The 23131-nt window shown below is 71.0% G+C and carries 11 protein-coding genes, 3 rRNA genes and 3 pseudogenes; 1 reads left to right on the forward strand and 16 read right to left on the reverse strand.

The window, feature by feature from the left end; genetic code table 11:
• Positions 1-27: 27 nt before the first annotated feature.
• The 11 genes and pseudogenes from R6Y94_RS42580 to R6Y94_RS42630 form a co-directional block, all read right to left on the reverse strand.
• A complete protein-coding gene (locus tag R6Y94_RS42580; protein WP_318402867.1) occupies positions 28-2310 on the reverse strand; it encodes a hypothetical protein in 2283 nt (760 codons plus the stop codon).
• A 98-nt stretch (positions 2311-2408) separates the two neighbouring features.
• A pseudogene (locus R6Y94_RS42585) lies at positions 2409-3575 on the reverse strand (glycosyltransferase family 4 protein); the annotation flags it as partial.
• A 44-nt stretch (positions 3576-3619) separates the two neighbouring features.
• Entirely contained in the window at positions 3620-5359 is a 1740-nt protein-coding gene (murJ, locus tag R6Y94_RS42590; RefSeq protein ID WP_318402869.1) for a murein biosynthesis integral membrane protein MurJ, read from the reverse strand.
• A gap of 1 nt (position 5360) precedes the next feature.
• Positions 5361-6188: a hypothetical protein gene (locus R6Y94_RS42595; protein ID WP_318402896.1), complete on the reverse strand. Its 828-nt coding sequence runs from the start codon at positions 6186-6188 to the stop codon at positions 5361-5363.
• Positions 6189-6232: 44 nt separating this feature from the next.
• Entirely contained in the window at positions 6233-7168 is a 936-nt protein-coding gene (locus R6Y94_RS42600; RefSeq protein WP_318402871.1) for a copper transporter, read from the reverse strand.
• A gap of 51 nt (positions 7169-7219) precedes the next feature.
• Positions 7220-8398: a putative cytokinetic ring protein SteA gene (steA, locus tag R6Y94_RS42605; protein WP_318402873.1), complete on the reverse strand. Its 1179-nt coding sequence runs from the start codon at positions 8396-8398 to the stop codon at positions 7220-7222.
• 179 nt (positions 8399-8577) lie between these two features.
• On the reverse strand, positions 8578-10335 hold the full coding sequence (recN, locus tag R6Y94_RS42610) for a DNA repair protein RecN (protein ID WP_318402898.1): 1758 nt from the start codon (positions 10333-10335) through the stop codon (positions 8578-8580).
• 109 nt (positions 10336-10444) lie between these two features.
• Positions 10445-11329 carry an NAD kinase gene (locus R6Y94_RS42615; protein WP_318402875.1) on the reverse strand — a complete coding sequence of 295 codons (885 nt, stop codon included), beginning with the start codon at positions 11327-11329 and terminating at the stop codon, positions 10445-10447.
• Positions 11326-12162, reverse strand: a complete 837-nt coding sequence (locus R6Y94_RS42620) for a TlyA family RNA methyltransferase (RefSeq protein WP_318402877.1) — start codon at positions 12160-12162, stop codon at positions 11326-11328. Before R6Y94_RS42620 ends, R6Y94_RS42615 begins: the two co-directional genes overlap by 4 nt.
• Before the next feature lie 24 nt (positions 12163-12186).
• Complete coding sequence (locus tag R6Y94_RS42625; protein WP_318402879.1) at positions 12187-12453, reverse strand: hypothetical protein; 267 nt, start codon at positions 12451-12453, stop codon at positions 12187-12189.
• Between the two features lie 52 nt (positions 12454-12505).
• On the reverse strand, positions 12506-13234 hold the full coding sequence (locus tag R6Y94_RS42630; protein WP_318402881.1) for a phasin family protein: 729 nt from the start codon (positions 13232-13234) through the stop codon (positions 12506-12508).
• Positions 13235-13353: 119 nt separating this feature from the next.
• Here R6Y94_RS42630 and R6Y94_RS42635 point away from each other — a divergent pair, with 119 nt between their 5' ends.
• Entirely contained in the window at positions 13354-13692 is a 339-nt protein-coding gene (locus R6Y94_RS42635) for an alkyl sulfatase C-terminal domain-containing protein (protein ID WP_318402883.1), read from the forward strand.
• A gap of 127 nt (positions 13693-13819) precedes the next feature.
• On the opposite strand, the pseudogene R6Y94_RS42640 reads toward R6Y94_RS42635, so the two are convergent.
• The 5 genes and pseudogenes from R6Y94_RS42640 to R6Y94_RS42660 all read right to left on the reverse strand — a co-directional run bounded on the left by R6Y94_RS42640 (position 13820) and on the right by R6Y94_RS42660 (position 23024).
• Positions 13820-14955, reverse strand: a pseudogene (locus R6Y94_RS42640) (HAD-IIA family hydrolase).
• Positions 14956-15257: 302 nt separating this feature from the next.
• Positions 15258-16046: pseudogene (locus R6Y94_RS42645) on the reverse strand (tetratricopeptide repeat protein); the annotation flags it as partial.
• A gap of 1756 nt (positions 16047-17802) precedes the next feature.
• Positions 17803-17919: ribosomal RNA gene (gene rrf, locus R6Y94_RS42650) — 5S ribosomal RNA — on the reverse strand.
• Positions 17920-18018: 99 nt separating this feature from the next.
• Positions 18019-21128, reverse strand: a 23S ribosomal RNA gene (locus tag R6Y94_RS42655).
• Between the two features lie 380 nt (positions 21129-21508).
• Positions 21509-23024: ribosomal RNA gene (locus R6Y94_RS42660) — 16S ribosomal RNA — on the reverse strand.
• Together the 16S, 23S and 5S rRNA genes form the textbook arrangement of a ribosomal RNA operon.
• Between the last annotated feature and the right edge of the window lie 107 nt (positions 23025-23131).

Below are 23131 nucleotides of genomic sequence, written 5' to 3' on the forward strand. Positions count from 1 at the left end.
CCGGTTCCGCCGCAGGCCCGGTGCCGGTCAGCCGGCCGGCACCTCGGCCGACGGCTGCGCCGGCCCGGTTTCGGTCGTACTCTCCGGCCGTTCGGCGGCGCTGATCACCGTGACGGACACCTGCCGGGCTCCGACCTCGCGGTCGGGTGCCGGATCCGTGCCACCGGTCGGCGGGGTCGAGCCGGGCGTGTCGTCCGGGCAGGGGCCGGTGGCCGGCATGGTCCGGTCGGTGGCGTGGTCGAGCACCCGCAACGCGGCCAGGGCGGCCATCGGCACCGTCAGCGCCGCCGCCGCGCCCGCGACGTTGAGGGCGGACCCGCCGAGCAGGCCGGCGATCACCGTCGCCACCGGAATACCGGCCATTCCGCCCCGCATCGCGGGATAGATCCCGAACAGCCGCTTGAGCCCGCCCCACGGACGGAGCAGGGCGAACCACACCAGCACCGCACCGACCAGCGCAAGGACGGTGAGCGGGCTTCCGGCCAGGGCTGCCAGGTTCGCCGCGCCGGAGCGGTGCACGGTCAGCCCGCTGGTGCCGTCGCCGACGGCGGTGAGGAAGCGGCCGAGGCTGCCCCGCTGGTCGAGCGGCTGCCGCAGGTCCATCACGACGAACCCGATGGTCACGGCCAGACCGGCGATGGCGGCCCAGGCGAGTCGGCCCAGGGTGAGCCAACCGCCGGTACTGATCGCGGCGGCGATGCTCACCCCGGCGGTCAGCGCGACCGCGCCCACCGCGTCTGCGCCGAGGTAGGGGCTACCCACCACGATCACCCCGAGCACGCCGACCAGCACCATCACGGCCGGCCGCCAGCTACGGCGGACCCGCTGGGCCAGCCAGGCCGCCGAGAGCAGGCTGCCCGCGATGAAGACCCCGAGCCCGACGACGCCGAGGCCGGCGTACCGACCGCCCTCCAGGGCCGAGTATCCGGTCACCCCGTTGAGCTGCAGTCGCGCCCCGGTGACCACGTCCGCACCGACGACCAGCGCGGCCAGCGCCGCCACGCTGCCCAGCGGCCAGAGGGTGCGTTGGTACGCCCGGGCGAGCCGCACCGCGGCGGTGGCCAGGCCGAGCACCACCGCGGTGACCAGCCCGAAGTAGACGCCGGCGTGCTCGCCCCGCCACCAGGGAACGGCGTCCGCGACGAGCGCAGCCGGGATCGCCAGGGCGGCGGCGATGAGCAGTACCTCGATCGTCGCGACCACCTGCCGGGGCGCCGGGGCGGGTCCGGACGGGCCGGCGTCGCGCCGCGCCCGGCGCAACAGCGGCAGTACGGCGACCGCCAGCAGGCACTGGAGCCCGGCCAGTAGCAGGAAGAACCACTCGGCCACCTGCTGCTGGGCCCGGGCCTCCCGGTCGGCGTCAGCGGGCGCCGCGATCGCCGTGGGCAGGTCGGCCGGACGGCCGTCGACCACCACCGCCGGCTGGCCGATGAAGAGCCGCTCGGGCGCGGGGCGGCCCAGCGCCGCCAGCGCCGTGGGCGCCAGATCGACCAGTTGCAGGTAGCCGTCCCGGCCGGTGCTGCGCGAGGTCAGCCAGCCGCGTCCCCAGCCCGGGCCGTCCGCCACCGCGACGTGCAGCCGGGACGACCGGTCGGTGTCGGCGACCCCGGCAACCATCACCAGGGACCGTTCGGGCCGGGCCGCCAGCACCCGGGCCAGGATGGCGTCGGCGCGGCGGGCGGCGGCGGCCCGCACGGCGGGGTCGTCACCGCTGACGGTGCCGAGGTCGACGATGCTGAGTACGCAGCGGGAGAGCAGTTCCGCCGGATCGGGCGGCAGTTCCGCCGCGTACCGGTCGACCCGCCCGAACGGCCGGGCCGCGGCGACCGCGGCGCCCGGGCCGACCGCGACGGTGCAGCGGACCGATTCGGCCAGCGCCCCGGGCATGGTGCCCCAGCGCAGCCTGTCCTGGTTGTAGGTGACCGTCGCCCGCTGGTCGGGGAGGTTGGCGCTGATCGCGTCCGGCCGCTCGACGGTGGGATCCAGCTCCGGGCACTGCTCGGCGACGACCGTACCGTCCCAGGCGGCGAAGTTACCCGCGCCGAGGGTCTGCCAGCCGTCGACCGGGCAGGTCGGCTGCCGGGCCGACCGCACCGACAGCGAGCCGATGGCACCGTGCTCGGCCATCCGCCACAACGTCGGGGTGTGCTGCGGATCGACGTCGTCCCAGCGCAGCCCCGGTACTCCGGCCAGCAGCACGTAGTCGACGGTCTGTTCCGGTGTCCGGGTGGCCGGCCGGACGACGAGCGCGGCGACCCCGAGAGCCACCACCGCCGCGGTCAACAGCACGGGCACCAGCCGGCGCAGCATCAGCCGCGCCCCGCCGACGAGCCGGTCTCCCGCCCGGCGGAGGGTGGCCGGCCGCCACCGGTCCGGTCGGGGGCCTCCGGTGCCGCGCCGGGCCCGGGCGGCCCCTGATCCGCGGGATCCGCCGCCGGGCTCTCCGGCCCGGCGGGGGTGGGTCGGAACGCGCCGAGTTCGGCGTAGAGCGCGGCGACGGCGGCGACGGTATCCGCCTCGGTCGGCCACTGGGCCGCCCGTACGGTGGTCAGGTCGCCCAGTGCGGCCCGGCGGGCGGGATCGCCGAGCAGCGCCCGGACCGCCTCGTCCACCGCGTCCACGTCACCGGGCGGGATCAGTACGGCCGCCTCGCCGACCAGTTCGGGCACGCCGCCGACGGCGGTCGCCACCAGCGGTACGCCGGCCCGCAACGCCTCCTGCGCGAAGAGCTGCCGCGCCTCCCAGTCGCTGGTGACCACGGCCAGGTCGGCTCCGGCCAGCAGGTCGGCCACGTCGGTCCGGTGCCCGAGCAGCGTCACCGGGGCCCGGGCGGCCGAGATCCGCGCGGCCAGCGGCAGATAGCTCGGGCCGCTGCCGGCGATCACCACCACCGGCGGCGGATCCAGGTCACGCCACCGGGCGGCGGCGTCGACCAGCACGTCGTAGCGCTTCTGCGGGTGCAGCCGGCCGACCGAGAGGATCAGCGTCTGCTCCGGGGCGACGCCGAACTCGGCCCGGACCGCCGAGCGGCTGCGGCGGGGCGCCGGCAGGGCGGGGGCGGCGACCGGAGCGAGCCGGGCGTCCCGGGCGCCGAGCGCGGCGGCCCGCTCGACCAGGTCGGCGGAGGCGCCGAGGCTGACCCGGGCCCGCCGGGCGACGATCTGCTCGGCCAGCCGGGAGAGCCGCCCGCGCAGCCCGCTGGCGAGTACCGCGTTGTGCCAGGTCACCACGACCGGGGCGGCCGGGCGGGCGAGCACCGCCACCAGTCCGGCGCGCAGACCGTGCGCGTGCACCACGTCGACCGGTCCGGCCAGCGCCCGGCGCAGCGCCGTGACCGCCCGCGCGTCGGCCGGGGTGGGGCTGGCCGGGATCTCCACCGGTACGAACCGAGCGCCGGCGGCGGTGAAGTCGAACTGTTCCTGGGTCGCGGCCGGACCACAGACGGTGACCGCCATTCCGGCCCCGACCAGCCCTCGGGCGAGCGAGGCGACGTGTTGACCGACGCCGCCGGTGCTGGAGGCGAGCACCAGGGCCACCGCGCCGGCACGCCCGACGGTGGCCGTCGGTCCCGGCACGTCCGGTTCGGCGCGGTCCCCCGGTCGAGCCGGCCCAAGCTCGCTCACCGCGACACCCGCTCCTTCCCGTCGTCCTCGCCCGGGTCGGCCACGTCCGGCCGGTCCCCGCGATCCGTCTCCGCCCCGTCCCGCCGGCGCGACGCTGCCGGCCCGCCCCGGTGGGCCAGCGCCAGCACGCCGCGCAGCCGTCTGCGCAGGGTCGCCAGCAGCGGCCGGACGTCGTGCCGGTCCAGCGGATAGGCGACCGCGACGAATGCCGCGCCCACGGCGACTCCGGACAGCATGCCCTGCACGAGTGCGTCGACTCGCGCCGGGGTACCACCCCCGAAGCCGGGCAACCGGTGCGCACACACCGCGCCGACCACCGCCGCGACCGCTCCGGCGAGCAGCCCGACCAGCGCTGACCTGGTGAATCCGGTCAACGCGGCCGGACCGGCGCTGCGCCGGACCGCAACCACCAGCAGCACCCCCAGCACCAGCATGCCGACCGAGTTCGCCACCGCGACCGCGAACACCCGATAGTCAGCCGGGAAGGCGGCGGAGAGCCCCACGGCGGCGAACGGCACGACGAGCCAGCCGGCCAGGGTGGCGGTGGCCGCCGGCCGGGCGGCGCCGCGCGCGTACAGGGCCCGGGTGAGCACCGCGAAGAGCCCGTAGCCGAGCAGGCCCGGTGCGAACCCGGCGACGGCGGCCACCTGGGTCGGCCCGCTGCCCGGCCAGAAGAACCGGGCCACCGGTTCGGCGGTGCCGATCAGCGCCGCCGTGCCGAGGCAGCTGAACAGCAGCACCCGGCGGGCGGTCGGGGCCAGCGTGGCGCGGTATCCCGGCTCGTCCCCGGCGGCGTGCGCGGCGGCCAGGTTCGGGTACGCCGCGACCGCGAGCGGGACGGCGAGCACCGCCCAGGGCAGCAGGTACACCGTCTGGGCGAGGTTGAACACGACCTCCGCACCGGTCGGTCCGCCGCTGAGCTGGCGCAGGCTGACCACCAGGGCCACCTGCTGGCCGATCACCGTCACCGCCCCGGCCAGCGCGAGCCCGCCGAGCCGGGCCCGGGCGTCGGCGGAGAACCCGTACCCGAGTCGGGGTCGCAGGTGCAGCCGGCGCACCGGGACGAGCAGCGACAGCGAGAGCACCACCACCCCGAGGGTGGTGCCGGCGGAGAGGATCAGCTCGCCGTCCCGCCCGACTCCGGCGATGGTGGGCCGGACTCCCTCGACCGCCGCGAACGCCAGGTAGACCCCGATCACGGTCACGCTGGAGAGCAGCGGCGCGATCACCGGCCAGGCGAACCGCCGGTACGACTGGAGCACCCCGGTCAGCACGATGCCGATCCCGTACAGCGGCAGTTGCGGGGCGAAGACCCGGAGCATCCGCGCACCGGCCTCGATCTCGGCGGTGCTGCGGTGGTCCGAGATCAGCCCGACGATCGGTTCGGCGAGCAGCGCCACCGCGACCGCCAGCGGCACCAGCAGGCTCACCGTCCAGGTGAGCAGCGCTCCGGTGGTCGCCGACACCGCCGCCCGGTCACCGGCGGCGACCGCACCGGCCAGCAGCGGTACGACGAGACTCGCCAGTGCCCCACCGGCGATGATCTCGAAGACGATGTTCGGGACGCTGTTCGCCACCACGTACATGCCGCCGAGGTCGCTGCGGTCGCCCATCATCCAGGTGAAGACCCCGGTACGCCCGAACCCGGCCAGTCGACTGGCCACGGTGAGTACGGCGATCAGCGCGGCGGCGCCGGCCACCCGCCCGGCGCCGACCAGGGGTGCCGGCCTGCCCACCTCAGGAGTGTCGCCGGCCCAGGGCGTCCAGCTCGCGCAATCCCGGGGTGTTCTGGATCACCTGGGTGAAGCTGACCTTCTCGCTGGCGGCGGTGAGCGCGGCGATCACGGCGAGTGCCCCGGCCCGCCCCACCGGCCCGGTACGGGCGGCCAGCGCGACGCCGAGCAGCGCGCCGAGGGCGTTCGCTCCGCTGTCGCCGAGCATGACCTGTTCGTCCAGGTCGGCCGGGAGCAGCGCGGCGGCGGCGCCGACCGGGCCGGCGGCGAGCCCACCGGTCGGGCCGGGCAGCAGCGGCGCGCCGAGCAGCACGCCGGACTTGAGGGCCCGTCCGGGCCGCAGGTCGAGCAGGTTGACCAGGTTCGCGGTGCCGGCGATGACGCCCGCGCCGAGCAGCAGGTCGACCATGCCGGCGGCGCGTCCGGCGCGGCGGCGACCGGGGTGGGACCGCACGGTCGGGTCGGCGGCGAGCAGGGCGGCGGCGGCCAAGCCGGCCGCGCCGACTCCGGCGATCTTGACGACGCCGCTGGTCACCCGCCCCTCGCGGAGCGCGGCGAGGTGTCCGGCGAAGCCCTTGGCGGTCTTCTGCTCCGGCCGGGCGCCGACCACGTCGTCGTAGAGCCCGACGGCTCCGCAGGAGAGGCCGGCGACCAGGGCGGCGGCGCCGGCCGGGCGGCTCGGCGCGCCCGCGGCGGCACCGGCGGCCGCCCCGGCGGCGAGCGCCGGGCCGGCGGCGAGGGTGACGGTGCGTCCCCGGAAGTTGGTACGGCGCAGCCCGGCGGCCCACGGGCCGGCGAGCACGCCTCGCAGGGCGGCACCGGCGAAGAGCATGCCGACGCCGAGCGCCCGGGCCCGGGCGCCCCTGGGCCGGGCGGTCACTCGGGCATTTCCGGCAGCAGCGACTCGGCACCCGCGCCGACGCCGTACGCACCGGCCTGCTTCTGGGTGATCTGCCGCCCCAGCGCCAGCGCGGTGACCACCTGCCCGGCCACGGTGTTGGAGTTGTCGACGGTGGAGATCGTCTTGGACAGCGCCGGATCCCGGCGTACCTCGGCGACCAGGTTGCCGCCGCTGCTGCCGTTGCCGGCGACCACGATCGCCCCGGCCTTGTCGAACTGCTCGGCGAGCTGCACCACCGACCGGTCCTTGCGGGTCGCGTCCCGGTCGACGTACGGCTGCCCGCTGACCACCACGACCGCCTCGGCGGAACCGGTGATCTTGTCAGGCACGTTGAGGTAGCCCTCCTCGCTGTAGTCGTCCAGCACCGAGCGCCGGTCGGCGTCGGTCACCGGCGAGCCGCCCTCCGGACGGTCCAACAGGGCGCTGGCCAGCAGGGCGCTGGACTTCTCCACCCCCTCGCTGCTGGGCAGCCCGACGTCCGGGACGGTGGGTCTGGCCGCCTTGGCCGCGACGCCCAGCAGCAGGACGCTGCTGTCCGGATCGAGGAACTTCTCCTGTACGTCGATCCGCCCGGTGACCGAGGCACCGCCCAGCCGGAGCATCTCGACCACCCCGTCGACCTGGTCCTGCCCGCTCGGCAGCACGATGACCAGGACGCGCCGGCCGGCGAGGGTGCCCTTGAGCATGTGCGGCGCCGCCTCCCGGACGAAGTCCTCCTCGCGCTGGACCTCGGTCTCCAGGTTGTTCACCGACTCGCGGAGCTGCTCGTTGTGCTTGCCCAGCGCGTTGACCCGATCCTTGAGCGAGTCGGCGACCGGACCGTTCAGCGCCGCGGTACCCACCACCAGACCGATCGCCAGGGCGAGGAACACCGCGGTCAGCGAGACCACGTGGTACCGGAAATTGATCACGACGAGAGCCTCTTGATCATCATTCGGGGCCGGGAGGACACCAGCACGGGGCTAGAAGAGCTGTCCAAGCTGGAATACGACATTGTCCCACCACTCGGAGGCGACCCCGAGGTAAGCCTTTCCAACGGTGGAGACGGCGACCGCGGACGCCATCGCGGCCAGCGCCGAGAGCACCAGCAGCAACAGCGACGACCCGGAGATGCTCTGCCGGTAGAGCCGGCTCACCCCCTTGGCGTCGACCAGCTTGCCGCCGACCTTGAGCCGGGTCAGGAAGGTGGAGGCCATGCCGCCGCGTCCCTTGTCCAGGAACTCGACCAGGGTGGCGTGGGTGCCGACCGCGACGATCAGCGAGGCGCCCTTGCCGTCGGCGAGCAGCATCGCCAGGTCCTCGCTGGTGGCCGCGGCCGGGAAGGTCTGCGCGGTCACGCCGAGCCCGTTCACCCGGGCCAGCCCCGGCGCCCGTCCGTCCGGGTAGGCGTGCACGATCACCTCGGCGCCGCACCGCAGCACGTCGTCGGTGACCGAATCCATGTCGCCGATGATCAGATCGGGGGTGTAGCCCGCCTCCACCAGCGCGTCCGCGCCGCCGTCCACGCCGATCAGCACCGGCTTGAACTCCCGGATGTACGGGCGCAGCACGTCGAGGTCGGCCTTGTAGTCGTAGCCCCGGACCACGATCAGGCAGTGCCGGCCCCGGATCAGCGTCTCGACGTCCGGCACACCGACCCCGTCGAGCAGCAGCTCCCGCTCCTGCTTGAGGTATTCCATCGTGTTGGCGGCGAACGCCTCCAACTGCACCGACAGCCCTTCCCGGGCGTCGGACATCGCCTTTGCCACCGATTCGGCGTCCTGCCGGCTGCCGTGCCCGACCGGCTCGTCGTCGAGCAGCACGGTGTTGCCGTCGATCCGGACGGTGTCGCCCTCCCGGATCTGCTGGAAGATGCTCTCGCCGAGGTCGTCGAGGAGGGGGATGCCTGCCTTGATCAGCACTTCCGGGCCGAGGTTCGGATAGCGGCCGGAGACCGACGGCTTGGCGTTGAGTACCGCGGCAACGCCGACCGCGACCAGCGAGTCGGCCGCCACCCGGTCCAGATCGACATGGTCGATCACCGCGATGTCACCCGGACGCAGCCGGCTGACCAGGCGCTTCGTCCGGCGGTCAAGGCGCGCGGTGCCGACGACTTTGCCCGGTTCCGCGCTCCGGGCCCGGCGCAACGTGGGTAAACGCATCCCAACCATCCTGGCATGTGAGGCAGAGCTTTCTGTCGCGACATGCCTGAGCAGGGCCGCCACCCCAAGGGAACCACATTCCTACCCGGCCGGGTGTGGTCGGCATCACACCGTTCGATTCGGTACCACGGATCGTGACCGCCAGGGGCACGTTCCGCCGCGCACGCGGTGCCGCGGCCTCAGGAGCGTCGTTCCCGGGCAGCCACAGCCAGAAGTTCCTCGGCATGGGCGATACCCAGATCGGAGTCCGGCAAACCGGCGAGCATCCGAGCCAGCTCCCGGGCCCGGTCGGTGTCCTCCACCACCCGTACCCCGCTGGTCGTCACCGCACCGCCGGTGTCCTTGGCCACCACCAGGTGCCGGTCGGCGAACGCGGCCACCTGGGGCAGGTGGGTCACCACCAGCACCTGGTGGCTACGGGCCAACCGGGCCAACCGACGGCCGATCTCCACCGCCGCCTGCCCGCCCACCCCGGCGTCGACCTCGTCGAAGACCAGCGTGGGCGGCCCGCCGGAGCCGGCGAAGACCACCTCGATGGCGAGCATCACCCGGGACAGCTCACCGCCGGAGGCGCCGCGTTGCAGCGGCAGCGACGGGGCGCCCGGATGGGCCATCAGCCGCAGCTCGATTTCGTCCGCCCCGTCCGGACCGACCCCGACCTCGGCCCCGTCGACGGTGAGCGTCGGCTCCGCCTTGCCGGCCGGCCGAGGCAGCACCGCCACCTCGATCCGGGCGTGCGGCATCGCCAGCCCGGCCAGCTCGACAGTCACCTGCTCGGCGAACCGGGTGGCCGCCTCGCGGCGGGCGGCCGAGAGCCGGCCCGCCAACTCGGCCACCTCGCCGGCCAGCCGCTGCCGCTCCCGGTCCAGCTCGTCGAGAAGCTCGTCGGAGGTGTCCAGCTCGGACAGCCGGGTCCGGGCCCGGTCCGCCCAGGCGATCACCCCGTCAACGTCGTCGGCGTACTTGCGGGTCAGGCCGCGCAGCGCGGCCCGGCGCTCGTAGATGACCTCCAACCGGGCGGGATCGGCGTCCAGCGCGGCGAGGTAGCCGGACAGCTCGGCCGCGATGTCGCCGACCAGCGTGGCGACCTCCTCCAGCCGCACCGACAGGTCGCCGAGGGTCCGGTCCACCCCGGCCTGGGCCTCCAGCGTCCGGCGGGCGTGCCCGAGCAGGGTGGTCACGTCGGCCATCTCGTCGGCCGGCTCGGCGGCACCCGCCACGCAGTGCTGGGCCGTCTGCGCGGCCGTACGCAACCCCTCCGCGTGCTCCAGCCGCTGCGCCTCGGCCTTGAGCTCCTCGTCCTCGCCCTGCTGCGGGTCGACCCGGGTGATCTCGTCCAGGCCCAGCCGCAGCAGATCGGCCTCCTGGTTGCGCTCCCGCGCGTTGCGGCGCCGGTCGGCCAGGTCGTCCGAGACCCGACGCCACCGGGTGTACGACTCGCGCAGGCTCTCCAGTAGCTTCTCGTGCTCCGGCCCGCCGAAGCGGTCCAGCGCGGCCCGCTGCTCGGCCGGCCGGAGCAGCCGGAGCTGGTCCGACTGGCCGTGTACGGCCAACACCTGCTCGCCCACCTCGGCCAGCATCGACACCGGCATGCTGCGGCCGGCCACATGCGCCCGCGACCGCCCCTCCACGGTGACCGTACGGCTGAGCAGCACCGCCCCGTCGTCGTCCGGCTCACCGCCCGCGTCCACCACCCGGGCGTGCACCGCCGTCGCGGCGGTGCCGGTCAGCCGCAGCCGCCCCTCCACGACGGCCCGACCCGGATCGGCCCGCACCCGGCCGGCGTCGGCCCGCCCGCCGAAGAGCAGGCCGAGACCGGTCACCACCATTGTCTTTCCGGCGCCGGTCTCGCCCGTGATGACGTTCATGCCGCGGGTCAGCGGCAGTGTGGTGTCCTCGATGACGCCCAGTCCGGTGATGCGCAGCTCTTCCAGCACAGCCACCGACAGTAGTAGCGGGCCCCGACACTTGACCACCCGGCGCGCGTTCCGATTGGCGCCCCGGCCCCTCACCCGCCCGTCGCCGTCAGCGGAGCCGCCGTCGCCGTCAGCGGCGGTTGCCCCGCCAGCCGTGCACCGGCAGGCCGAACTTCGCCACCAGCCGGTCGGTGAAGTGCCGGGCCCGCAGCCGGACGACCCGCACCGGGAGCGCACCCCGCTGCACGGTGACTTTGGCACCGGGCGGCAGGTCGTAGACCCGGCGGCCGTCGCAGCAGAGCACCGCCAGGGTGGTGAACGGGTCCACCGTGATGGTGAAGGTCGCCGTCGGTGCGGTGACGATCGTCCGGCTGAACAGCGCGTGCGCGCTGATCGGCACCAGCAGCAGCGCCTCCACCTCCGGCCAGACCACCGGCCCACCGGCCGAGAAGGCGTACGCGGTGGAGCCGGTCGGGGTCGCGCACACCACACCGTCGCAGCCGTACCGGGACAGTGGCCGGCCGTCGACGTCGACGAGCAGCTCCAGCATCTGGGCCCGCTCGCCCTTCTCCACGCTCGCCTCGTTGAGCGCCCACGACTCGATCACCGGGCCGCCCTCGAACTCGGCACGGACGTCGAGGGTGAGCCGCTCGTCCACTGTGTAGTTCCGGTCCACGACGTCCCGGACCGCCTGGTCCAGGTCGTCGATCTCGGCCTCGGCGAGGAAGCCGACCTTGCCGAGGTTGATCCCGAGCAGCGGCGCCTTCGCCGGCCGGGCCAGGTCGGCGGCGCGCAGGAAGGTGCCGTCACCGCCGAGCGCGAAGACGATCTCGGCGCCCTCGGCCGCGCCGAGCAGGGTCACCGGGGTCACCCCGGGCAGGTCCAGGTCGTCGGCCTCCTCGGCCACTACCCGCACCTCGAAGCCGGCCTGGATCAGGTCGGCGGCGACCGTACGGGCGTGCTCGGTGCTCCGCCGCCGTCCGGTGTGCGTGACCAGCAGTGCCGTCCGGGTCATCGGGCTCCCTCCCGCGCCACGGCCGGGCCGGCCGGCCCGGTCGTCACCACCGCTCGCACCAGCTCCTCATCCGGAGGGGGCGCGTCGGCGCGCAGCCAGACGAAGAACTCCACATTGCCGCTCGGCCCCGGCAGCGGGCTCGCCACCACGCCGGCCAGGCCGAGGCCGAGCCCGCCGGCCGCGTCGGTCACCGCGAGCACCGCCTCGGCCCGGAGCTGCGGATCGCGTACCACCCCACCGCTGCCCACCCGTTCCTTTCCGACCTCGAACTGCGGCTTGACCATCAACACCAGGTCGCCGTCCGGGGCGGTGCAGCCGGCCAGCGCCGGCAGCACCAGGCGGAGCGAGATGAACGACAGGTCCGCGACGGTGAGGGTCACGGTGCCGCCGATGGTGTCGGGCGTCAGGGTACGCACATTCGTGCGCTCGAATACCCGGACCCGCTCGTCGGACCGGATGCCCCAGGCCAACTGGCCGTAGCCGACGTCCACCGCCACCACCTCGGCGGCACCGGCCCGGAGCAGCACGTCGGTGAAACCGCCGGTCGACGCCCCGGCGTCCAGGCAGCGCCGGCCGACGACGTCCAGCCCCCGGGGGGCGAACGCCGCCAGCGCGCCGGCCAGCTTGTGGCCGCCCCGGGAGACGTACTCGGTGCTCGGGTCCTCGCCGAGCACCCGGACCGGATCCGCCGGGTCCACCATCGCGGCCACCTTGTGTGCCCGTACCCCGCGGACCTGCACCCGCCCGGCCTCGACCAGCGCCGCGGCCTGTTCCCGGGACCGGGCCATCCCACGGCGGACGAGTTCGGCGTCGAGCCGGGTACGACGTGCCATCGAAGTTCTCCGAGGGGACTGGGCTCACGCCTGGTCGATGGTGGCGAGGGTTTCCCGCAGGGTCTGGTGCGCCGCCTCGTACTGGGCGATCTGGTCGGCCGGCGGCAGGTTCGCGGCGTTCGCCATCGCCTGCAGCACCGCGTCCACGGCGGGATGGCCGGAACCGCCGCCGTCCGGGCCGGTCGGCGCGCTCCATCCGGCGGCCGCCGGTGCCGGGCCGGGAACGGGCCGTGCCGCCGCTGAGGGGGGCGGAGCCGGCCGGAACGGCCCCGGCACGGGTACCTGACTCATGCCGCCCCTCCGCTCCGCCCGGTCGCCCGCCGGGCCCGGTGTGCGACGGGGGTCATGCCACACCGCCGCCCGGTGCCGGCGACCGCTTGGCCACGGCCTTGCCCGGGGTCGACCTCTTCGTGGCCACCGCCTTGCCGCCGGCGGCCTTCTTCGCCACCGCCTTCTTCACCACCGCCTGCTTGGCGACCGCCTCGGGCACGGCGGCCTTCTTGGCGACGGTCTTCTTCGCCACGGTCTTCTTCGCGACCGCCTTCTTCGCGACCGCCTTCTTCGCGACCGCCTTCTTCGCGACCGCCTTCTTCGCCACGGCCTTCTTCGCGACCGCCTTCTTCGCCACGGCCTTCTTCGCCACGGCCTTCTTCGCCACCGCGCTCTCGTCCGCGGCGCCGGTCCCGGCCGGCACACCCGGTGCCGGCGGCCGAATGCCGTCCGCCGCCGTCGCGGTCGCCGCCGCACCGACGGTGCCACCCGGCGCCGCCGACCGAGCGGCGGACAGTTCCCGCTCCAACCGGGCGACCCGGTCGGTCAGCGCCGTGACGTCGTCCGCCGTGGCCAGCCCGACGGCGGCGAGGGTACGGTCGATCTCGACCCGGACGATCCGGATCAGCGCCTCCCGGTTGGCCATCCCGGTGGAGAGCAGTTCCTCGGCCATGGTCTGCAGTTGGGCGGCCGTGGCACCGCCGGAGCCGACCAGTTTCCTGGCGGCGGCCTGGGCGCGCTTCTTCGACGCCTCCGTCAGCCCGAGGGCCAGTTCAAGGTAGGCCCGCCACGCATCCTGCATACCCCGGTCCTTTCGCGGGTGCCGACAGTTCAGGTTGTCACGCTACCGGGCGCCCCGACCCGCCCAGTGCGGTACGGTGCCCGGGGGACGGGCGTGGCGTGATGCGAGGGGGCACGACGATGGCGACCGTGGACGAGTGTCGGCAGGCGCTGCACGATTTGGCGGCCCGGATGGACGCCAACGCCGACAAGGTACGCAAGCAGGTTGATCTCGATCGCACCCTGGCGTGCCGGATCACCGACCTGGGCACGGCGTTCCACGGCCGGCTGACCGGCGGACGCCTGATCGACCTGGCCGACGGCGACGACCCGAAGGCGAAGATCGCGCTGAGCACCACCAGCGACGACCTGATCCGTCTCGTCCGGGGCGAACTGGACGTGCCGAAGGCGCTCGCCTCCCGGCAGATGTCGATCAACGCCAACCCGTTCGACCTGCTCAAACTCCGCAAGATGCTCTGACCCCGCTGACGGTCGTCCCCCCCGCCCGCGACGCGTCCAGCCTGCCCGTCCCGGGTATCGGCCTTTCACCGAGCCGACCCCGGAAACACACCCGCCCGCCGGCTCGGCAGTGGTCCGGGCGGCTGCCTCAGCGCAGCAGACCGAGTTCTCCGAGGGCCTTCCGGGCCGCCTCGGATCCCGGCTCGACGTCGTCGACCGGCACTCCCGACCAACTGGCCGCGCAGAGCGCGGCCAGCGCCCCCAGGCTCGACCCCTCCCCGCTGAGCACCGTCGATCCGCCGTCGACCACCTGCCAACCGGCGCCAGCGGGATCGGCGGGATCGGCGGGATCGGCGGTCAACCGGGCGACCCGGGCCGGGTCGAAGAGCCCGCCCAGGTCGCTCGCCACGAAGTCCGGCCGGGCCGACGGCGCCGCATGCAGCAGGTCGATCGGCGCCGACACCCCGGTGAGTACCAGCAGACTCGCCATCCCCGCCCGAACCGCGCCCTCGATGTCGGTGTCCAGCCGGTCGCCGACCACGAGCGGGCGGGCCGCGCCGAACCGCCGGGCAGCGGCCGTGAACAGGGCCGGCTCCGGCTTGCCGACCACCACGTCGGGGTCGCGGGCCAGCGCGGTACGCACCGCCGCGACCAGTGAGCCGTTCCCGGGCACCGGACCGCGGGCGGTCGGCAGCGTCCGGTCGGTGTTGGTGACGAACCAGTCGGCACCGGCCCGTACCGCGAGGGCCGCCTCCGCGAGGTCCGCCCAGCCGACCTCCGGCCCGTAGCCCTGCACCACCGCCACCGGCGCGTCCTCCAGCCGAAAGACGGGGCGCAGCCCGACGTCACGTACCTCGGTCCGCAGCGCCTCCGCACCCACCACCAGTACCGGGGAGTCCGGCGGGAACCGATGGGCCAGCAGTTCCGCCGCGGCGGGCCCCGGGGTGTGCCCCCCCCGGCGCCCCCCCGGGCGTCCCCACCCCGGGGGCCGCGGGGGGGGGGCGGGGGGGGGGCGCCGGGGGCCCCCGGGGGGGGGGGGGGGGGGCCCCCCGCCGCCCCCCCCACGGCGAGTCCCATCCCGGTGAGCAGCGAGGCAACCTCGTCGGCACGCCGGGAGGCGTTGTTGGTCGCGTACGCCAACGGCTTACCCTCGGCGTGCAGCCGGCCGACCGCCGCGACCGCCGTCTCGATCGGCCGGTCGACGAGATACACCACGCCGTCCAGATCGAAGATCACCAGGTCGTACCCGTCGACCAGCCGGCCGCCCGGCGGGGCGTCGCTCACGATTCGGCGCCACGCACCGGACGAGCCCCCGGGTCCGCCGCAGCAGCCTCCGCCGCAGGGGTCTCCGCATCCGCAGACTCCGCCGCGACCGGCTCCCCGTCAGGACCGTCCAGGTCACCCGGCCCGGCCTCCGCGTCCTCGTCCTCGTCCTCGTCAGCCTTCGCGTTCACGTCGGCGTTCGCGTCGACGTTGGCGTTGGCGTTGGCGTCCACCATCGCGTCCGCGTCCCCCCTCGCCGCCGTGTCTGCGCCCACCGGGGTCGTCTCGGCGGCTACCGTCGGCGGGTCCTCGTCCGCCAGCCCCGCCTCGCCGACCGGCTGAGCGACCTCGTCGTCGTACTCGTCCTCATCTTCGTCTTCGTCACGGTCCGCGCGGGCGACCTCGTCGTCGTACTCGTCGTCGCCCTCCGGCTCACCATCCCGCTCGGCGGAGCCGTCGTCCGGGGCCGCGGCGTCGGCGTCCGCCACCCGGTCGGACTCACCGTCGGCCGTGTCGTCGTCCTCGTCCTCGTCGCCCTCCAGGACGACACCGTCGAGTTCCAACAGCCGCTCGGCGGCGTCGGTCTCACCGAACTCGTCGACCTCGGCGGCCCGGACGAACCACTCCCGTGCCTCTTCCCGCCGGTCAACCCCGAGCAGCGCGTCGGCGTACGCGTAACGCAGCCGGGCCGCCCACGGCTCGGCCGGCACGGCGGTCAGCTCGCGTACCTGGAGCATCGCCACCGCCGCATCGCCCTGGCCCATGTCGGCACGGGCTCCGGCCGCCACGATCAACAACTCCACCGCGCCGGCCTGGTCCAGCGACTCGCGGTCGGCGCCCCGGTAGAGATCGATCGCCCGCTCCGGACGTCCGAGCGCCCGCTCACAGTCGGCAAGCACCGCCAGGTGGGTCTGTCGTCCGCTCATCCGGTGGTAGGTACGCAGCTCGGCGATCGCGGTCTGCCACTCACCCGCCCGGTACGCCGCCAGCCCCACCGCCTCCCGTACGGACGAGATCCGGGCCGCCAGGCGCCGGGCGGCGAGTGCGTGCTCCAGCGCCAGGTTCGGGTCGTCGTCGATCAGCGTTCCGGTCGCGACGAGATGCCGCGCCACCGTCTCCGCCACCGGCTTGGCCAGGGAGAGCAGTTCGGCCCGGACCGCACTGTCGAGATCCGTGCCGACGATCTCGTCCGGCAGGGCCGGGGCGACGGGTTCCCGGGCGGCGTCGCTCTGCCTGCCCGACCGGTCGCCGCGGTCGCGTCGATCCGTACCCTCGGTGCGGGTGTAGCCGCCCGATCCCGCGCCCGTACCGTCCCGGCCCGGCTGGCCGGTCCCCTGTCGGGGCTTCCAGTCCCGCCGGCCATCGTCGGCACGGCCACGATCGGCGCGGTCACCACCCGACCGGACGCCCTCCCGGGCGCCGCTCCGGCCGTCCCGGTCCGGCCTGCGGAAACCGCCACGGTCGCTGTCACGCGCACCGTCCCGGTCCGAGCCCCGGAAGCCTTCCCGGCTGCGGCCGTCGAATCCACGACGACCTGCGTCGTCGCCGAAGCGCCGTCCGCTGTCCCGTCCTGCGCCACGCTGGTCACCGCCGCCCGACGGTCCGCCACGGTAGCCGCCGCCGCGCCCCGCGTCGCCGCCGGAATCCGCGCCCGATCGCCCCCGGTAACCGCCGTCCCGCCGGTCATCGCCCCGCCGCGCGTCGTCGCGGAAGCCACCACCTCGCGAGTCGCGACCACCGCGTCGGTCGTCGCCGAAGCCCGGCCGGGAGCCGCCCCGGAAACCACCGCTCTCGCCCCGGAAGCCGCCGCGCCGGTCATCACCACCGGAGCCTCCGCTCCGGCCCTGGTAACCGCCACCGCGCCGATCGTCACCACCGGAGCCTCCGCTCCGGCCCTGGTAGCCACCGCCGCGCCGATCGTCACCACCGGAGTCGCCCCGGTAGCCGCCGGTACGTCGGTCGTCGGTGCGCCGGGCGTCCTCGCGGTAACCGCCACCACGCGAGTCACGGTCGTCCCGCCTGCCGTCCCGGAAGTCACCGCCCCGCGGGTAGTCGGTACGGTCGCCGCGGTCGAAGCCGTCCCGTCGTCCGGACTGGTGGCTGCCCTCACGGTAGCCACCGTCCCGGTTTCCGTCCCGCGGGCCCGTGCCGGACGGACGGTATCCCTGGCGCCCCTCCGAGCGTCCCGGGCCAAAATCGCCGTCCCGGCGTCCACCACCGCGGTAGCCGCCGCCCTGCCGGTCGTCGCCGCCGCGCCGGTACCCGCCACCGGGCCGGAAGCCCCCGTCGCCGTCCCGCCGCCCGGAGTCGCGGTATCCGCCGCCTCCGGAGTCGTCGCCGCGGGGCGGCCGGTATCCGCCGGACCGCCGCGCGTCGTCTCCGAACCGCCCGGCACCGCTCGGACGGTCGCCCCGGGAGTCCCGGTCGCCCCGGAAGCCGCCGCGCTGGCCGTCGCGGAAACCGCCGCCGCGTCGGTCGTCACCGCCGGACCGGTAGCCACCACCAGCACGGCCGTCCCGGTAGCCGGCGCCGTCACGAGGAGCCGGACGGTCGCGACGGTCGCCCTCGCGAGGAGCGGGACGGTCGCGACGGTCACCCTCACGGCCGTCGGTTCGACGACTCCCACTCGGATAGCCGCCCCGGTCACCAGTGGTGCCGGACGAATCGCGGTCCCCGCGATAGGGCGGACGGCCGTCACGACGCGTGGAAGCGTCCTGGCCGCCTCGGCGGTCCGGACGGTCGTCTCGACGGCGCGGGCGGTCTCCGCCATGCGCTCCTGAACTCACGGGTACATCCTTCCTCATGGCGAGATCGCCGAAACACGCAGCGCAGGGCCACCCCGACCGGGGTGGCCCTGCGAACTAAGATGTCCGGCGGCGTCTTACTCTCCCACACCCTCCCGAGTGCAGTACCATCAGCGCTGGAAGGCTTAGCTTCCGGGTTCGGAATGTAACCGGGCGTTTCCCCTCCGCCATAACCGCCGTAACCCTATCAACAACACAAACAACAATCCCTCACCCACACGCAAGGGAACCTCTTGTTGTTCGTTTGCTGTGAATCACACAGTGGACGCGTAGCAGCTTTGTAGTCAAGTCCTCGGCTTATTAGTACCGGTCAACTGAACCAGTTACCTGGCTTACATCTCCGGCCTATCAACCCAGTCGTCTCACTGGGAGCCTTACCCCCATCACTGGGGTGGGATACCTCATCTTGAAGCAGGCTTCCCGCTTAGATGCTTTCAGCGGTTATCCCTCCCGAACGTAGCCAACCAGCCGTGCCCCTGGCGGGACAACTGGCACACCAGAGGTTCGTCCGTCCCGGTCCTCTCGTACTAGGGACAGCCCTTCTCAAGTATCCTACGCGCACGGCGGATAGGGACCGAACTGTCTCACGACGTTCTAAACCCAGCTCGCGTACCGCTTTAATGGGCGAACAGCCCAACCCTTGGGACCTGCTACAGCCCCAGGATGCGACGAGCCGACATCGAGGTGCCAAACCATCCCGTCGATATGGACTCTTGGGGAAGATCAGCCTGTTATCCCCGGGGTACCTTTTATCCGTTGAGCGACACCGCTTCCACACGCAAGTGCCGGATCACTAGTCCCGACTTTCGTCCCTGCTCGACCCGTCAGTCTCACAGTCAAGCTCCCTTATACACTTACACTCAACACCTGATTGCCAACCAGGCTGAGGGAACCTTTGGGCGCCTCCGTTACATTTTAGGAGGCAACCGCCCCAGTTAAACTACCCACCAGACACTGTCCCTGAACCCGATAAGGGCCCGAAGTTAGATACCCAAACCAACCAGAGTGGTATTTCAAGATTGCCTCCACCCATACTGGCGTATGGACTTCACCGGCTCCCACCTATCCTACACAAGCTAATTCAGATACCAATGTCAAGCTATAGTAAAGGTCCCGGGGTCTTTCCGTCCTGCCGCGCGTAACGAGCATCTTTACTCGTACTGCAATTTCGCCGGGCCTGTGGTTGAGACAGTGGGGAAGTCGTTACGCCATTCGTGCAGGTCGGAACTTACCCGACAAGGAATTTCGCTACCTTAGGATGGTTATAGTTACCACCGCCGTTTACTGGCGCTTAAGTTCTCAGCTTCGCCCCGAAAGACTAACCGGTCCCCTTAACGTTCCAGCACCGGGCAGGCGTCAGTCCATATACATCGAATTACTTCTTCGCATGGACCTGTGTTTTTAGTAAACAGTCGCTTCCCCCTGCTCTCTGCGGCCATACAACGCTCCACCCGCAAAGGGGCTTCACGTCTCCGGCCCCCCTTCTCCCTAAGTTACGGGGGCAATTTGCCGAGTTCCTTAACCACAGTTCACCCGATCGCCTCGGTATTCTCTACCTGACCACCTGTGTCGGTTTAGGGTACGGGCCGCTCGGAACTCGCTAGAGGCTTTTCTCGGCAGCATAGGATCACTGACTTCACCTGAATCGGCTCGGCATCACGTCTCAGCCACATGCACCACGGATTTGCCTATGGTACGGCCTACACGCTTACCCCGGCACAACCACCGGCCGGGCTCAGCTACCTTCCTGCGTCACCCCATCGCTTGACTACTACCCGCCAGGTTCCCACGCTCCCCACCCTCAACCCGAAGGTCTCGGACGGTTCAGGCGGTTAGCACAACGAGGTTCATCACGGGCGCTCCTACACGGGTACGGGAATATCAACCCGTTATCCATCGACTACGCCTCTCGGCCTCGCCTTAGGCCCCGACTCACCCAGGGCGGATTAACCTGGCCCTGGAACCCTTGGTCATCCGGCGGAAGGGTTTCTCACCCTTCTTTCGCTACTCATGCCTGCATTCTCACTCGTGCCGCGTCCACAACTGGGTCACCCCGCTGCTTCACCCCCGGCACGACGCTCCCCTACCCATCCACACACCTGCACAACCACCCGAAAGTGACCGCGAAGTAAAATGTGAATGCCACAGCTTCGGCGGTGTACTTGAGCCCCGCTACATTGTCGGCGCGGAACCACTTGACCAGTGAGCTATTACGCACTCTTTAAAGGATGGCTGCTTCTAAGCCAACCTCCTGGTTGTCTATGCGACCCCACATCCTTTTCCACTTAGCACACGCTTAGGGGCCTTAGCTGGCGATCTGGGCTGTTTCCCTCTCGACTACGAAGCTTATCCCCCGCAGTCTCACTGCCGCGCTCTCACTTACCGGCATTCGGAGTTTGGCTGATTTCAGTAACCTTGTAGGGCCCCTAGACCATCCAGTGCTCTACCTCCGGCAAGAAACACACGACGCTGCACCTAAATGCATTTCGGGGAGAACCAGCTATCACGGAGTTTGATTGGCCTTTCACCCCTAACCACAGGTCATCCCCCAACTTTTCAACGTTGGTGGGTTCGGCCCTCCACGCGGTCTTACCCACGCTTCAGCCTGCCCATGGCTAGATCACCCCGCTTCGGGTCTAGAACACGCGACTACACGCCCTATTAAGACTCGCTTTCGCTACGGCTACCCCACACGGGTTAACCTCGCCACATGCCACTAACTCGCAGGCTCATTCTTCAAAAGGCACGCCGTCACCCCTAAAGGCTCCGACGGATTGTAGGCGAACGGTTTCAGGTACTATTTCACTCCCCTCCCGGGGTACTTTTCACCATTCCCTCACGGTACTCGTCCGCTATCGGTCACCAGGAAGTATTTAGGCTTACCAGGTGGTCCTGGCAGATTCACGGCAGATTACAGGAGTCCGCCGCTACTCGGGAACACCCACAAGGAAGACCAGCTGCTTTCACCTACCGGACTATCACCGCCTACGGTTGGCTTTTCCACACCATTCAGCTAACAACTGGCTTTATAACTCCCCGGAAGAGTGTCAGCTCTCCCCATGAGGTCCCACAACCCCGACCACGCAACCCCTGACAGGTATCACACGCAACCGGTTTAGCCTCAATCCGCTTTCGCTCGCCACTACTCACGGAATCACTATTGTTTTCTCTTCCTACGGGTACTGAGATGTTTCACTTCCCCGCGTTCCCTCCACACACCCTATGAATTCAGGTGCAGGTGACACCACATGACTGGTGCCAGGTTACCCCATTCGGACACCCTGGGATCACAGCTCGGTTGACAGCTCCCCCAGGCCTATCGCGGCCTCCCACGTCCTTCATCGGCTCCTGGTGCCAAGGCATCCACCGTTCGCCCTTGACAACTTGACCACAAAGATGCTCGCGTCCACTGTGTAATTCTCAACAAACGACCAACCCACAACCCACCACCCCACACCAGCAACCCCACCCCAAAGGAAAGGACCCGGTATGCGAGGCCAGGCCATGCCTGGCAGCCCGACGAGCAAACGCCCGCCCACGGCCAACCCGAAGAACCAACCACACGGTTGTTCCCTCAGGACCCAACAGGATGCCCTACACCCCACCCAGCCGCACCAAGCCCGTTCCACCACCCCCACACAGGAAGATGCGTACTAGAACCCGGCCGCTGCCAGGCAAGACTCGCCAGTGTCTCCGCCAATCGAGCACCCCGACCCGACATACGCGGACCGCGGGCTCCTAACCCACCTTCGTGGGCAGGTGCTCCTTAGAAAGGAGGTGATCCAGCCGCACCTTCCGGTACGGCTACCTTGTTACGACTTCGTCCCAATCGCCAGCCCCACCTTCGACCACTCCCTCCCCGAAGGGTTAGGCCATGGGCTTCGGGTGTTGCCGACTTTCGTGACGTGACGGGCGGTGTGTACAAGGCCCGGGAACGTATTCACCGCAGCGTTGCTGATCTGCGATTACTAGCGACTCCGACTTCACGGGGTCGAGTTGCAGACCCCGATCCGAACTGAGACCGGCTTTTTGGGATTCGCTCCACCTCACGGTATCGCAGCCCATTGTACCGGCCATTGTAGCATGCGTGAAGCCCTGGACATAAGGGGCATGATGACTTGACGTCATCCCCACCTTCCTCCGAGTTGACCCCGGCAGTCTTCGATGAGTCCCCGCCATAACGCGCTGGCAACATCGAACAAGGGTTGCGCTCGTTGCGGGACTTAACCCAACATCTCACGACACGAGCTGACGACAGCCATGCACCACCTGTGACCGCCCCCGAAGGACCCCACATCTCTGCAGGTTTTGCGGCCATGTCAAACCCAGGTAAGGTTCTTCGCGTTGCATCGAATTAATCCGCATGCTCCGCCGCTTGTGCGGGCCCCCGTCAATTCCTTTGAGTTTTAGCCTTGCGGCCGTACTCCCCAGGCGGGGCGCTTAATGCGTTAGCTGCGGCACAGAGAACCGGAGAGGCCCCCCACACCTAGCGCCCAACGTTTACAGCGTGGACTACCAGGGTATCTAATCCTGTTCGCTCCCCACGCTTTCGCTCCTCAGCGTCAGTATCGGCCCAGAGACCCGCCTTCGCCACCGGTGTTCCTCCTGATATCTGCGCATTTCACCGCTACACCAGGAATTCCAGTCTCCCCTACCGAACTCTAGCCTGCCCGTATCGGCTGCAAGCCCACAGTTGAGCTGTGGGTTTTCACAGTCGACGCGACAAGCCGCCTACGAGCTCTTTACGCCCAATAAATCCGGACAACGCTCGCGCCCTACGTCTTACCGCGGCTGCTGGCACGTAGTTGGCCGGCGCTTCTTCTGCAGGTACCGTCACTCACGCTTCGTCCCTGCTGAAAGAGGTTTACAACCCGAAGGCCGTCATCCCTCACGCGGCGTCGCTGCATCAGGCTTCCGCCCATTGTGCAATATTCCCCACTGCTGCCTCCCGTAGGAGTCTGGGCCGTGTCTCAGTCCCAGTGTGGCCGGTCGCCCTCTCAGGCCGGCTACCCGTCGTCGCCTTGGTAGGCCATCACCCCACCAACAAGCTGATAGGCCGCGAGCCCATCCCAGGCCGAAAAACTTTCCACCCACCACCATGCAGTGACAGGTAATATCCGGTATTAGCCCCGGTTTCCCGGGGTTATCCCAAAGCCTGAGGCAGGTTACTCACGTGTTACTCACCCGTTCGCCGCTCGAGTACCCCGAAGGGCCTTTCCGCTCGACTTGCATGTGTTAAGCACGCCGCCAGCGTTCGTCCTGAGCCAGGATCAAACTCTCCAACAAAAACTAGAAGAATCAAAACCCAGCAACAAAAAACACTTTGTCGCCAAATCAAACAAACATTTGGCACTGGCTTATCAAGCACCCTGTTGAGTTCTCAAAGAACAACC

Source organism: Plantactinospora sp. KLBMP9567 (assembly GCF_033446045.1).
Taxonomy (GTDB): Bacteria; Actinomycetota; Actinomycetes; order Mycobacteriales; family Micromonosporaceae; genus Plantactinospora.